The sequence below is a fragment of the Pseudoalteromonas sp. G4 genome (genome assembly GCF_028875915.1).
Taxonomy (GTDB): Bacteria; Pseudomonadota; Gammaproteobacteria; order Enterobacterales; family Alteromonadaceae; genus Pseudoalteromonas.
On the sequence record NZ_JAPEHW010000003.1, the window covers coordinates 1 to 13,612 of the forward strand.

Here is a 13,612-nt window from a genome sequence, read left to right on the forward strand (position 1 = left end):
CGCTTTATCGGTGCTGCTGTAATGCAAAAAGTGTCTGGTGGTAAAGTACTGGCCTTCAATGCGGCCCTAGCTATCGTTCTGATTGTGGTATCAATGCTAAGTTCTGGCCCTATCGCGATGTGGACCATGCTCGCTGTCGGGTTATGTAACTCTATTATGTTCCCTACTATTTTTAGTCTTGCGATTAATAACTTAAAAGAGCACACCTCGCAAGGCTCTGGCATTTTATGTCTAGCCATCGTCGGTGGTGCCATTATCCCTGTTTTCCAAGGGATCGCTGCTGATACCATCGGCTTAACGCTCTCATTTATTATTCCTGCCGTATGTTACGTGTTTATCGTATTCTACGGTGTGAAAGGACATAAAACAGACGCTTAAGCGTTCAAAAATCCAGTATTTTAAAGGCCACATTATGTGGCCTTTTTTATCTAGATTATGGTTAACACATGAGCAGTTTTAATAATCAATGAGACCCTTAGTCTAAACGCAATCTGATTAGCATTCTTATTTATCAGCAAATCGGAATTATGGCCCATTGCCAACATTTAAAAATTTTTTGAATAAAAATCAGCCACAAAGAAGAAAGTTCGCTAATGTTGTCTAAACTTTAAGGAATTATTTGTTTCAACAATGGACAGTATTAATGAGATTAAACTTTTCACATAAGCCCCTAATAAATAACTATAAGGGCTTTACGTTAATCGAAATAATGTTAGTTGTATCGATTATCGGTATTTTAGCAATGGTTGCGCTTCCTAATTACCAAGGCTATGTGAATGAATCAAAAGCCGCCTCTCTTTTATACCGAGTTCACTCTATAGGCCTTGCCTACCAAGATGTTATTGCTACAGCTCCAGACGCATTAGCAAAGCCGGATGAGCTATCCAGTGAGAAATTTGGGGCACCTCCTGCCTACTTACCAGGCTTAGCGAGTCAGTTCACAGAAGAGTTTAATATTGAATTTTCTGCACAGTTGGTTAATCACTCTGGCTATTTTCACTACACGGGCCATGAAGCTTTCCCTGTTTTGTTTTTAAAAGCCAATGACCAAAACGGAAAAAATGTGCTTAATGCCCTCGATCATGTCACTAAGTTACAACATTCTTTTGTAACACCAAATATAATGATTATTGCATTAGCAACTCCATTTGAAACACACCAAACAAGTGGGCAAACTGTAGCAGCTACAACGAGTCAACCACAGCCCGACCCAATCACAACACAAAAACCACAAAAACCACAAAACTCTCCATGTAATCCAGGATTTTATCTTTGGCCACCCGAGCAAGGGCAACAATATGGAACGTGTCATTCATCACCTCCACCAAGTAATGCAAATAACAATGGCGGAAGTAGTAATAACGGCCAAAGTACCTCTTCAGGGCAATCAAGTTCAATGACTGTAAATAATGGTAATAGCGCGAGCAACTCAGGAAGCCAATCAAGTACATCAAGTAGCTCCAACAGCCAAAGCAATTCTGGCAGCTCTAGCTCATCTAGTAGTGCTAACAGTCAATCAAATACAGGCAGTCAAAGTAATGCGGGTTCTCACTTAAATTGGCCACCTGGTTGGGTAATGCACCCAGATAAACATCAGGGTCAACATCATGGTCATCATTAATTAATTGGAGTGTTAAAAATGGATTCTACAAACAAACGCTGGCAAGAGAATATTGCAGAGGCGATGAATGAAACACAAAAGAATCAGTCAATGAATAGTCGCACAACAATTATGTTACCAAGCTGGATAACATACGCTGTGTGCATTGTATTCGGATTTTTAATTGCTAAAACAGCTGTTACTGGCGTAAAAACACACCATACAAACTATGACAGGGATTACCAAACCGGCAGTTCTGTTGCATTATTAATGGTAGCCGAAGACGTAGAGCACTATAAAACAAACTATGGCAAGCTTCCCGACGAATTACCTAGTCCTATTGCCGCAGTGATCGATGTTTCTTATGAGAAAATTAGCAAAGATCATTTTCGTCTAACTATGCCTCATGGCGATTCAACGATTACATTTGATGCCAAAGACGATAAAATTTACATGGACTAACTATGACTGAAAATAATGAAATACATAGAAGTAATCAAACATTTCAGTGGCTTCATCGTTTTTGCCTTGAGCATATAAAAAATAAAGAACTTAATATTGATGAACTCTTTGAAAGCAATTGTGCTCTCAAAGTATGGGAAAATGCAGAATCAATTCTTCAAGTCGATGCGAATACACTAACAAGAATGGTCGCCAAGCATTTTGAGCTGGATGTCGCCGATAGTCCACAAAATATAACTGAAGAGTTGTTGCATTTCGTGCCTCTAAAAGTAGCCAAAGAATATGGTATTTTTCCGCTAAGTTTAACTGATGGTCAACTCATAGTAGCTTCACCCCAACCATTTGATTCAGATATGGAATCAATGGTTGAATTTTTAACAAGTCTTCATGTCACATCTCAATTGGCTCATCCTAGTGTTATTGCAAAGTGGACCGAGTTATTTTATGAAGACAATGCGTTGTCTCAGAACGATATTGTTATCAAATCCAATCAAGCAAATACTTCATTCTCACAGTCAGAACCTATTTCTGCAAACTCAGCCATAGTTAAAATTGTTTCTGAGATGCTATTGGAAGCATTTATTCTAAAAGCGAGTGACATACACATCGAACCTTTTCAGGGAGGTGGCGTAGTTCGTTATCGCATTGATGGTATGTTGCGGGTTATTTCAGAGTTACCATCTCAAGTATTCATTCCGATTATCCAACGTATTAAAGCAATTGCCCGTCTAAATTTGGCTAAGAAAATGGTTCCTCAAGATGGTAGTGTAAGTTTGGAATTAAAAGGTCAAGATGTTGATTTACGTGTATCCACATTGCCGGTTCGAGGCGGTGAAAAAGTCGTCATTCGCCTTCTGATTAAATCAGCGGTAAATCAACTAAATATGATTGGCCTTCAAAACAAAGAACTCGAAACGTTTAAAAACTTACTTCATAGCAGCGAGGGAATTTTTGTCATAACAGGCCCTACTGGATCCGGCAAAACCAGCACTCTCTATTCTGCCCTTAAAGAAATAAATGCCCCCGAAAAATGCCTTGTCACCGTTGAAGACCCCGTCGAATACGAGATTGAGGGTATTGCCCAAGTTAATATCAACCCAAGCCAAAATCTTACTTTTTCGAGTGCACTTAGAAGCATTTTAAGGCAGGACCCAGATGTCATTTTAATGGGCGAAGTGCGTGATGAAGAAACCGCAGAAATTACGTTTAGAGCAGCTATAACCGGGCATTTTGTTATGACTACCTTACATACCAGTGATGCCATCACAACAATCCCAAGGCTGATTGGATTAGGAATCTCCCGACCTATTCTAGCTGATTCATTAAAAGGTGTAGCGGCGCAGAGACTGGTAAGAAGGCTTTGTTCTTGCTGTAGTAAAGAAAATACTGAAAATGAACATGGAAAACGCCTTAAAAGTATTTTTCCAAAACTTAATATTATGGCTCCCGTTGGTTGCAATAAATGTAATCAAACTGGCTATAAAGGCCGTATGCCTTTGTTTGAAATCATCACGATGGACCAAAACTTAGCTGATGCAGTCAGAGCTGGCGAAAGCTCAAGTGCTCTTAGAGAAATAGCATCTAAAAACGGTGCCAGAAGCCTCTATCAAGTAGCTATTGAGGCTATTTCTAATGGGCACACTTCCGCTGAAGAAATTAATAGAGTATTAGGAGAATCATTTTGGAAAGCATGCAGTGAAAACCCATAACTGCAATTGCATTTTAAATCACAACAAAAAATTGACGATTTATGGGCAGATTACCTACTTAGTCCACATAAACATAATTTCATTTAGTCGCTATTAATGGCATACAAGATGATTTTAACGTTCTTGGGTGATTTGGTTTAAAAAATGCATACAAAACCTGTATGCATTTAACAAATTTCAAAAGTTATCACCATGAACAAACAAGCAAATATAGTGTATGTATTGAGCGGCTACGCAAAGTGCGCAACTTCAAACAATGATAAGTACAAACTTGGTAATAAACACTCTATCGGTCTATTAACAACCGATAAAAATTATCAAAAAAACATCAAAAAGCTTAAAAGCTTTATAAAAGGGCTGGGTTGGGATTCCATCATGTTTTGTACAGTTGAAGAAGTAGAAGATATTAACTCGTTATCAAATAACGTATTGATCTCTAGTTTTATTCGCGCTCAAGAAAATGGTCAGTCGCTAGTGGTAAACGATCAGGCCATTACAGTGCATTAACGGAAGAAAATTAATGTACTTTAACTGTAGATAGTGATTTTAAAGGTCATTATCTACTTGATGTTCTATTTAAATATGTGCGGTACGAAATTGAGAGCAATAAACATAAAATAGCAGGTAACAGTAACGCCATAAATTGATAGCGAGAAAAGCATAAAGCGCCTAATACCCCACCAGAGATAAAGCCAAAAATAATAAAAGTGAAGAGTTTCACTTTTCGCTTATCAAGTCTGTCTCCTCTAAAAATTGCACCTAGCATAATACCCAAATCCGTAAAAATACCTGTTACATGCGTCGTTCGTATAATAGCGCCGCTGTAGGTTGTTGCGAGCGCATTTTGTAAGCCACACGCGGCTAACGCAAAATAGTAACCATTGTGTGAGCCAGTACTTAAAAACCACGATGAGATAAGTAATAAAATAAATTCAATAAATAGCGCGGTATCGTAGTGTCTTCCTAATTTTAATGTGGAGCCATGTAATAAAAATCCGGCGATAGAAGCCCCAAGTAAAAATGAAAGTAAGATGCCTAAAAACTGAAATGCTTTTTGCAATGAACCACTAAAAATTTCAGTACCAAGCAACGTGGCTGTGCCAGATAAATGAGATATAGATTGATGGTCAAAGCCAAGCACACCCACAGCATTAACAAAGCCCGCTATCAAAGATAAAATTAGAGCGCCGAATTCTACCCATTTAGGTAATTTGGAAATCACAACATTTAATCCCCTGAAAACACACTCGTTTGAAATAAATGATAACTAAAACGTTAAATAGTTTTTGTAATTAATATCAAGATTTATCGATTGTTTTTACTATACATTGACTTGGTATGTTAAATCTTTCACGTCATCGCCAGTCATGCCACGAAATCCCCAACAATGCTTTGGTTGCTCTTTGATAGTGATTTCTATATCCGTTGGTGAAATGCCAAGTGATGATTCAATATTCTGAAAAAGCGCCATTATTAAGGCTTTTTTAGTTGCGGGTGTTCTACCTTGCATCATATTGATTTCAATTACAGTGTAAGCATCTGTGCGGCCATCTGGATAATAGAAATTTGATCTATCAAGGGGCACAATACGATGGGCACGTTTACTTTCTGGAAGGCCCAACACGTCAGTCATAGAAGCCTGAATAACTTCAGATAACTGCGCTTTAATTGGGTTTAACAGCTCGTTAATTCCATAAATTACAACCATTTTTCTTCCTTAAAAATTTATTCATAGATTGTTTAGCTAAAACTCATACTCAATGCCAAAGCGCAGAGTATGGTGTTTACCCGGTTGTGATACTTCAGTTACAAAGCTTGCTTCCCACTTTAATTGCTTTTGCCCATCAAAGCGATAGGTGCCCATAAAGCCCGGGCCAATGGCAGCAAAACGCTCGCCCACATGAAACTCAACGGAGGGTTGAAAGGCACTTAAATAACGGTAACGCACTTTGCCACGCATTGCTATTTCAAGTTCATTTTCAGCCGTATCGCCCCATTCGTACGATAAAATACCATTTAGTGTGGCACTCACTTTGCCAAGCTCTTTTTCAACAATCAGGCCACTAGAAAACTCATAATTAGCCTCGCCATCTTGCTTTTCAATTTCAAAAAATGCGCCCCAGTCTGAGCTGTATTCGCCTTGCTCGGTGAGCATCCAGCGGGTTTCAATTTCATAGCCCGAAACAGTAAAGTTATCGTCACTATCACGTTCGCCAATCACATAAAACTCGATGGATTTATTCTCTGTAAACGCCTGCCCGTAACCTAAACGCTGCGCCAGTAAATTGCCAGCATCGGTGTTGCTCGACATTAATCGCCATTCCACTTCACGTTCGTTGGCCAATACATAAGGGTGGTAAATTTTATCTACCGTCATATTGTCAGCCAAACAGCTGGCACTCACCAATAATAGTAAACAAGCAACAGATTTAGTCATTACTATCCTCACTTGAGCGAAGCGCTAAATTTGATTTAAAAAACGCAATTAACATAATTACCAAAGACACGCTATAGGTGATAACAAAGGCGAAAGTGGGCGATGATTCATACCCCATAATGGCGCTTAATACGCGGCCATATTCCGATTTATCTGACAGCCAATTTTCAAGCACAAAAGCGGTACTACCGGCATCGATTAAATCTACTTGAGATAATAAATCAGACACCTCAGCTAAATGCCCAGCCACAAAGCTGGCAAATAGCACTGCCAATAATACACGGTAGCCTTTGGCCTTTAATTCGTTTAATACAAATAACCAAAGCACCGCAAAACTTAACGTAATGCCGAAGCCTAAAAAGCATGCCAATAAAAACTGCTGTAGCGAACCAACAGAGTTAACACTTACTGTTAGATAGTGGAAAAACCCAGCCAGCTTTAAACTTGAAAGTGATATCACAGCAACTATCACCGCATATTTAATGATGGTGGTTTGCCCACTTACCAGTGAAATAAATAACCCTACCCCGGAAAGCATCAATAAACTTGAGCTCACCACTTCCACCCCAGCTCCATCGAACAGTGAGCTAATACTTGGTGCACCTTTTAATAGTGCGATTACACAGCACACAATGGCCAGCAATGCTAAAAAAAGCGAGCGTGGCGAATAACTTATATGGTTAAACAACACTTTTAGATAACAAAGCAATACACATAAAGGTAAAATGTCGCGCAAAAAGATTATGACCGTATTAATCAGCATTTTTTGGCTCCTTCGCAATCACCTTACCGCGAGCGGTATCTGGGTGAAATTCACCAAAAAACTCGTATTCACCAGGAGGTAGTGGGCCAACAAAAATCGTTGCTTTGCGCTTCGCAAAAATAACCTTCTCACGGTTCATATCAAAACTATCAAACTCTTCGTCAGAGTCATCTAAGTTAGTGATCACCAATTTTATTTTTTTATTAGCAGGAATTTCTAGCAGCTCAGGGTAAAACACATGATCCTTGAGTGTTAAATGAAATACCTCACGCTCGGCAAAAAGTGAAAACGAGCAAAATAACAAACATACAATTAGGCGCTTCACTGCACCTCCTTATTATCTGTTATTGGTAGGTAAACTTTCACCGACAAACCACCTAACTCCCCGTTTTCAAGTGTCATTTTACCATTTAGCAAATCCACAATATGCTTAACAATGGCAAGCCCCAAGCCCGACCCTTTTACTTTAGTTTGCTTTGATTCTTCACGGTAAAATGGCGTTAGTAAATCTTGCATTATAGTGATATCTACCCCGCTGCCAGAATCAGCAACTTCGATGCCCATCATATTCGTTTCAGCAGGGATTTGACGAATTAAAATGTGCTGCTTTTTACCAGCATATTTAATGGCATTGCGTAGCAAATTATCAAACAAGGTTTTCAAAGCAAATTCTTCGCCAATCACCATGGCATGTGACATTTGCAGTTCAATTTCTTGTTGCTGCGAAATAATCTCATCATAACGCGCAGCAATTAATTCTTGTATTAATGATTCAATATCAATGGGTTTAAGTGTTTCATTAAAGTTTTCAGGGGTGTAGCGCGATAGCGCAATAATTTGCTCAACCACTTGTGCTAAACGCTCAACCTGTTGCTTCAAATCTGCTAAATCGTTTTGTGTAATGTCTTTTTGGTTAAGCTGATAACTTAAATTATGTGCGGTGATGGATAACACACTAATTGGGGTGCGCAGCTCATGGGCAATATTGGCGGTTAAACGTTTTTCGCGATCAAACGCCAATGCCAAGCGCGCCAATAAATCGTTAATTTTGTCTGTCACCGGCAAAAGCTCAGTAACCATGCCTTGGCTTGCCACAGGCGTTAAATCGGTATGGTCTTTTTTGCGTAGCGCATTACCGAGCGCCCTTAACGGCCTGATATTTTTACGCACCAAATAAAACACTAACAAACCAATAATAGGTACCACCATCACCACAGGTGAAATACTTACCATCAGTAAATTTTCAGAAGCCAATTGACGTTTGCTCAAAGGCTCTGCCACTAGCACCGAAAAAGGCGCACGTTCAAAACGATATAAACAACCCGCTTGGCAGTTCATTTGCTAAATGTTGCTGGAACGCACGTGGTAAGGTTTTAAAGTCAATTTCTAATTGCTGGCTTTGCCTAACAAGGCCGTGTTGATTGGTGATTTGAAATAAACGATGTGCGCTGCTTGTTTGTGTTTCGCTGTTATTAAGTGCCAACGCTATTTCTGCAAATTCTTGTAATTGTGCATCAAAAAGCTGCATTAACTGCTTGGAACTGCTGCGGTAACTGTGCAGCGCAGCAAAAAACGTTGCCAGTACCACGCTTGCCAAAATTAAGCTTATCAGCTGGCCTTGCATCGACTTAGCATTATTCTTTGACAAGATAGCCAACACCTCGCACCGTAGCAATAAACTGCGTTGGTAAACGTTTTCGTAAGTTACTAATGTGCACTTCAATGGTGTTGGAGCTAATTTCTTCACCCCAATCGTAGAGCTTTTCTTCCAAGCTTAATTTAGATTGAATGCGGTTGGTGTTTTCCATCAGCGCACGCAGCACCATGTACTCTTTTCGAGATAAATCAACCGCTTGATTATCAACCAACAGCTGATTATTTTCAGTATTTAATGTGACGTTTCGAACTTGAATAAGCGCCGCATGGTTGGTGCCTGCACGGCGTTCTAGTACGCGAATGCGCGCCATTAATTCGGCAACATCAAAAGGCTTTGCCAAGTAATCATCGGCGCCCTGATCAAGCCCTGTTACTTTACTGTCAATATCGCTGCGCGCCGTTAAAATAAGTACAGGCACCGCAGCATTAATTGCTTTTAGTTGAGATAACACCAACAGACCATCAATATCAGGCAAGCCTAAATCGAGGATCACTAATTGATATTCCGCCCCCTGGAATGATTTAACCGCAAGCTCACCAAGTGCGACCCAGTCCACTGCGTACCCTGCATTTTGCAGCGATGTTTTAAGGCCTCTGGCAAGAGGCCCGTCATCTTCAACTAATAACAATCTCATTTATTATCTTTTTGACAGTTTTTTATTCACTTTAACCAATAGCGCATTTATCTCTTCTTTGCGACCTTCATCCGCCAGAGGGCGTTCACTTCGCGCTGGGGCATTTAATGCTTTTTCGAGAAAAACTTTCGCTTTTGCGTATTCTTTCTCATCATACATAAACTCACCATAAAAGTAATTGGGATCAATACCTTCTGGATTAATTTTAAGTGCCGTTTCAAGCAGAGATTGGGCTTTTTTATCACTGCCAAAGGCAATCGGCCAACCCGGTACTTTATGATACAAAATACCCAAACTGGTATAGGCAGAGCCACTCAATGCTTGCTCATCAATGGTGAGCGCTTTTTCAAATGCCGCTTTGGCATTTTTTGCATGTGTTAACGCACCTAACCCGCCTTTTGCGCCAGCATAGCTTGATTGCACAATGCCATACCAAATCCACGACTCTGCCGAGCCTGGGTAAGCTGCTTTTAAGTTTTCGGTTTCTTTAATGAGGTTTTCATAGGCTTTTAACTGAGACTCTTCTTGCAACTTATAGTTGGTGTTTGCCCAATTATGTTGAATGTTAAGTAGTTCATTGGTGAATGGCTGGCTTGCCTGTGCCACTGAAAAGTGACTTGCAAACGCAAATGTTGCCGCAACAAGTAAAGTAGATGTTTTCATAATTAAGCTTCCTTCAAAGATTGCGTAAAAAAGGATTTAATTTTTTTGACCTTGCGCGCTAACGCATTGTCAACCAGTTCAGGGAATGCACCGTTTAAGCGCACAAACAGTTTTTCAGGCCAACCCAAAGTTTTGCGCTTTGCTGAGCTATCTAACAATGCGATAAGCGCACTTGCCACTACTTCAGGTTCATCCATTTGGTTACCAAGTAGCTTGTTCATTTGCACCACTTCATTAGAGTTGATAGCGGTATTAGTCGCCCGTGGCGCAAGGTACTTAATTTGCTTATTAGAGTTTGCGTATTCACGGCCAAGCGCTTCACTAAAACCACGTAGGGCAAATTTACTGGTGCAATAAGCAACGTAACCAGGGTGGCCTATTGCACCAAGCGCTGAGCCAACGTTAATAATGGTCAGTGGGTGTTCGCCCGCTTCAATTAACGCTTCTTGGCTAAGTGCCATTGCCGCTGTGACGTTTAATTTTAATAAACGCTCAATTTCATCAAGCTGGGTGTCAGTGAAAGGTTTAAACAGCGATAAGCCAGCGCAATTAATCAGTAAATCGAGTTTGCCAAGTGATTTAACAAATGCCATTAAGTTTGAACGGCTGGCGCTATCGCTTAAATCTGCCAACTGGTAAAAGTGCTCGCCCGGCAGTGCATTTTTAAGATGATTTAATTTGGTTAAATCACGGCCACTGATCACTAACGTGTAGCCACGAGCTGCTAGGGTTTTGGCAATTGCTTCACCAATGCCACCGCTTGCACCTGTTAGTAAACATAATTTTTTAATCTGACTCATAAGATACACTCCGAGCGGTGTTGGTTAATTAGGCGACTTGTTGCAAGCGAGCTTGATCAAGCGCGCGGAAAATATTGCCATAAAGCACATAAAAACGTTTTGCTGCATGAATAATGGCATCTTGCTGCTTTTCATCATCAATGCGGTTCATAAGCGTTTCAAAAAACTTCACATGTTCTTGGTCTAGTGATCCGTGCGAACGTAAATAGCTAAATGCATTATTTGGCAGTGACAATTTATCTTTAATGGTGGCTGCAGCTAAATCTGCAATTGCGACGCTGGTGCCTTCAAGCACATGTACCATGCCAAAAAAAGCCACTGGTTCAATGCGGTTAATGGTATCGTAGGCGTAAGACACCATCAGCTCGGTTTCAAACAATGGCGTGTTATTACGCACCGCTTCTTTATCAAAACCACATGCTGCAATGTCATTTAAAATCCATTCTTGGTGGCCAAGCTCTTCCTCAATATATTCTGCAACCGCGTCGCGTAACCATTCTTGTGAATGCGGCAATTTGGCACCTAAATTCATCAATAAAGGCACGGTGTGTTTTACGTGGTGAAATGCTTGACCTAAAAATGCCACATAATCATCAAGGGCAATTTCGCCTTCAAAACAACGCTTAATAATTGGCGCCGATAATAAATAGTTTTTTTCAGCTTCTGTTTCGCTAATTAATTTCTCGAAAAAGGTCATGGTCAATTCCTTCTAAAATTGCTTTAAGCAACAAGCAATGATGCTTGTCGTAAAAATGTTTGGTTAATGGCTGGGCGTTTAAAACGGCCATTTTCAGTCAGCATGCCTTGCTCATAGCTAAGTGGGGCATCAAGTAATATAAAGTGATTTAGTTTGGCGTAATCAGGTAATGCTTGGTTGATGTGTGCAAGGCTTGCTGCAATCTGCTCATTCGCAACCCCTTGCAATGGCATTAAAAGTGCAACGAGTTGTGATAGACCGTCACCAATTACTACGGCTTGTGAAAAAAGCCCTGTAGCATCCAGTAACGACTCAGGCCACTCTGGCGAAATATTACGCCCCAAACTATTGATAATTAGATTTTTAGCGCGCCCATTTAAATAGAGTTTATCGCCTCTAAATTCCGCAAGGTCACCGGTGTGAACAGTGTTTTGATACCAGCTGTTTGGCTCACCTAAGTAGCCTAAAAAAACATTTCCTTTTAGTACCAACTCACCATTTTCAATGGCGCCAGTTACGTGTGGTAATAACTTACCCACGCTACTATCGCTGTTATCTTCAAGGGTATTTAATGCAACCACAGAACTTGCTTCTGAAAGCCCGTAACCTTGGCATACTGGTAAACCACATTCACGCGCTGCGGTAATTAAGGCTTTATCTACTTTGCCACCGCCAACCGCGACAAATTTAAGGCTTTGTGGCGGTTGCCAACCTTGTTTGCAGGCAACAACTAACACCTTCAATAACTCAGGGACTAAATTAAGCGTATGCGCATCGCTTTGCGCTATTGTGGCTAGCAATGCTTGCATATCCACCAAGCGACTGCCTGAAAAACCACGCTTACTATCACTGATGATTTTGACCGTACCACCACACAGCAGTGGCGCATAAATCCCAGCTATGTTCTCTAACAAGGTGCTAAATGGCAGTAAACTCAAGTGCTTTGGATTACTTAGCCCAATTACATCAATTAAGCTTTTGGCAACGGTTAATTGATTATCGCGGCTTAAACACACGCCTTTAGGAGTGCCCGTTGAGCCTGAGGTAAAAGTAACTTTTTGCGTGCCTTCAGGGATCGCAACATCACCGTGATAACCGACTTCATTGATAAATAGACCAGTTCCTAATAGTGGTTTGCTATCTGCTGTTGGCTTTTCAGAAATTACATGGCTCACTTTGCAGCTGTAAATAACATGCTGCTTTTGCTCTTCACTAAAAAAATCAGGTACTGGCACAATCAGTAAATTGCTGCTCATTGCCGCCAAATCCACCACTAGCCAATCAAGCGAATTTGCAGCACAAAGTGCGATGCGCTCTACCCCTTCCATTTGCAAAAAATCACACACCATTGTGATTTTTTCATTGAGTGTTAAATAATCAAATGATTGCTCATCGGTTATCACTGCAATGTTGCTTTGATTATGGTTTTTAAGAACATTTAACATGAGAAACGCGCCTCAAACTTGTTTGCTAAACGGCCAATTGCAGGCGATAAAAAACGGTAAAGCTGCAAATATTTAGTGCGGTTACGGATAACCTGATTTAGCTGATCTAACGACAGTAAATACACATGTGGGTTTGTACGGTAGTAGCTCCCCCAGTTATCTCCTTGATTTGGCAGACGTTTTGCCTCCGCTTTTACCAGTTTAATTAGCTTTAAACCATAGCGTTCAAGAATGCTCGCAACCTTGTGCGTTGCGCAAAAAGCCAATGCTTTTACGTTCTGATGCACTAACGCCAAGGTTGAAAGCATGAAAAGTGGTGTTGATAAATTACGACCATTACTAAATAAGCTGCCGTATTCCACGATTTGCTCACGATTGATTTCACCAATATGTGCTGTTGCATAAGACTCAATTGGTGCATCTAGGTAATGTTCTAAAAACAGCGGCTCTGTCGCGCGGCGAATACCGATTGCAGCTGTTTTTCCAGCAAAACGTAATTGCAGTAGCAGTGGCATGGAAACACTAATTTCTGCTTGGTAGCGGTCTGCATAGCCTTGTTCAATAAAACGTGCAATATGCGACGCTTGCGCCAGTGGCGCTAACTCAAAGCGAGGTAATAACGACGCTGTAAAACTGAGGAAATTATCTTTAGGCTTTAACATAAAACTGCTCTCCATCTTGCGATAGAGTAACTTTATGAAAGAAACCTTAAATGAAACTTAAGAAATGTTTGGTTTAAAATTAG

The 13,612-nt window shown here is 40.5% G+C and carries 17 protein-coding genes and 1 pseudogene; 5 read left to right on the forward strand and 13 right to left on the reverse strand.

The window, feature by feature from the left end; all coding sequences use genetic code 11:
- The 5 genes and pseudogenes from ON073_RS01975 to ON073_RS01995 all read left to right on the forward strand — a co-directional run.
- Window positions 1–378, forward strand: a pseudogene (locus ON073_RS01975) (glucose/galactose MFS transporter); the annotation flags it as partial.
- A 265-nt stretch (window positions 379–643) separates the two neighbouring features.
- The gene (locus ON073_RS20555; RefSeq protein WP_446728500.1) at window positions 644–1,621 is read left to right on the forward strand and encodes a pilin; all 978 of its coding nucleotides are present in this window, start codon (window positions 644–646) and stop codon (window positions 1,619–1,621) included.
- Window positions 1,622–1,639: 18 nt separating this feature from the next.
- A complete protein-coding gene (locus ON073_RS01985) occupies window positions 1,640–2,062 on the forward strand; it encodes a hypothetical protein (RefSeq protein WP_274760181.1) in 423 nt (140 codons plus the stop codon).
- 2 nt (window positions 2,063–2,064) lie between these two features.
- Complete coding sequence (locus tag ON073_RS01990) at window positions 2,065–3,771, forward strand: GspE/PulE family protein (RefSeq protein ID WP_274760182.1); 1,707 nt, start codon at window positions 2,065–2,067, stop codon at window positions 3,769–3,771.
- A gap of 192 nt (window positions 3,772–3,963) precedes the next feature.
- The gene (locus ON073_RS01995; RefSeq protein ID WP_105172502.1) at window positions 3,964–4,278 is read left to right on the forward strand and encodes a hypothetical protein; all 315 of its coding nucleotides are present in this window, start codon (window positions 3,964–3,966) and stop codon (window positions 4,276–4,278) included.
- 49 nt (window positions 4,279–4,327) lie between these two features.
- On the opposite strand, the gene ON073_RS02000 is transcribed toward ON073_RS01995, so the two are convergent.
- From ON073_RS02000 to ON073_RS02060, 13 genes are all read right to left on the reverse strand, one after another.
- Window positions 4,328–4,993, reverse strand: a complete 666-nt coding sequence (locus tag ON073_RS02000; protein ID WP_274760183.1) for a YoaK family protein — start codon at window positions 4,991–4,993, stop codon at window positions 4,328–4,330.
- Window positions 4,994–5,092: 99 nt separating this feature from the next.
- Window positions 5,093–5,479, reverse strand: coding sequence for a tautomerase family protein (locus ON073_RS02005; protein ID WP_274760184.1), 387 nt, complete (start codon window positions 5,477–5,479; stop codon window positions 5,093–5,095).
- Window positions 5,480–5,515: 36 nt separating this feature from the next.
- Window positions 5,516–6,208: a hypothetical protein gene (locus ON073_RS02010; RefSeq protein ID WP_100915679.1), complete on the reverse strand. Its 693-nt coding sequence runs from the start codon at window positions 6,206–6,208 to the stop codon at window positions 5,516–5,518.
- Complete coding sequence (locus tag ON073_RS02015; RefSeq protein ID WP_274760185.1) at window positions 6,201–6,971, reverse strand: hypothetical protein; 771 nt, start codon at window positions 6,969–6,971, stop codon at window positions 6,201–6,203. Before ON073_RS02015 ends, ON073_RS02010 begins: the two co-directional genes overlap by 8 nt.
- Entirely contained in the window at window positions 6,961–7,296 is a 336-nt protein-coding gene (locus tag ON073_RS02020) for a cupredoxin domain-containing protein (RefSeq protein ID WP_274760186.1), read from the reverse strand. Before ON073_RS02020 ends, ON073_RS02015 begins: the two co-directional genes overlap by 11 nt.
- Entirely contained in the window at window positions 7,293–8,309 is a 1,017-nt protein-coding gene (locus tag ON073_RS02025; protein ID WP_274760187.1) for a sensor histidine kinase, read from the reverse strand. Before ON073_RS02025 ends, ON073_RS02020 begins: the two co-directional genes overlap by 4 nt.
- A complete protein-coding gene (locus ON073_RS02030; protein ID WP_274760188.1) occupies window positions 8,275–8,619 on the reverse strand; it encodes a hypothetical protein in 345 nt (114 codons plus the stop codon). The genes ON073_RS02025 and ON073_RS02030 overlap by 35 nt, the downstream gene beginning before the upstream one ends.
- A complete protein-coding gene (locus tag ON073_RS02035; protein WP_274760189.1) occupies window positions 8,606–9,262 on the reverse strand; it encodes a response regulator in 657 nt (218 codons plus the stop codon). Before ON073_RS02035 ends, ON073_RS02030 begins: the two co-directional genes overlap by 14 nt.
- A gap of 3 nt (window positions 9,263–9,265) precedes the next feature.
- Entirely contained in the window at window positions 9,266–9,925 is a 660-nt protein-coding gene (locus tag ON073_RS02040) for a tetratricopeptide repeat protein (RefSeq protein ID WP_274760190.1), read from the reverse strand.
- Window positions 9,926–9,927: 2 nt separating this feature from the next.
- Window positions 9,928–10,725, reverse strand: a complete 798-nt coding sequence (locus ON073_RS02045) for an SDR family oxidoreductase (RefSeq protein ID WP_105172493.1) — start codon at window positions 10,723–10,725, stop codon at window positions 9,928–9,930.
- 28 nt (window positions 10,726–10,753) lie between these two features.
- The gene (locus ON073_RS02050; protein ID WP_274760191.1) at window positions 10,754–11,422 is read right to left on the reverse strand and encodes a TenA family transcriptional regulator; all 669 of its coding nucleotides are present in this window, start codon (window positions 11,420–11,422) and stop codon (window positions 10,754–10,756) included.
- A gap of 23 nt (window positions 11,423–11,445) precedes the next feature.
- Window positions 11,446–12,867 carry an AMP-binding protein gene (locus tag ON073_RS02055; protein ID WP_274760192.1) on the reverse strand — a complete coding sequence of 474 codons (1,422 nt, stop codon included), beginning with the start codon at window positions 12,865–12,867 and terminating at the stop codon, window positions 11,446–11,448.
- Entirely contained in the window at window positions 12,861–13,529 is a 669-nt protein-coding gene (locus ON073_RS02060; protein ID WP_274760193.1) for a thermostable hemolysin, read from the reverse strand. Before ON073_RS02060 ends, ON073_RS02055 begins: the two co-directional genes overlap by 7 nt.
- Window positions 13,530–13,612: the final 83 nt, after the last annotated feature.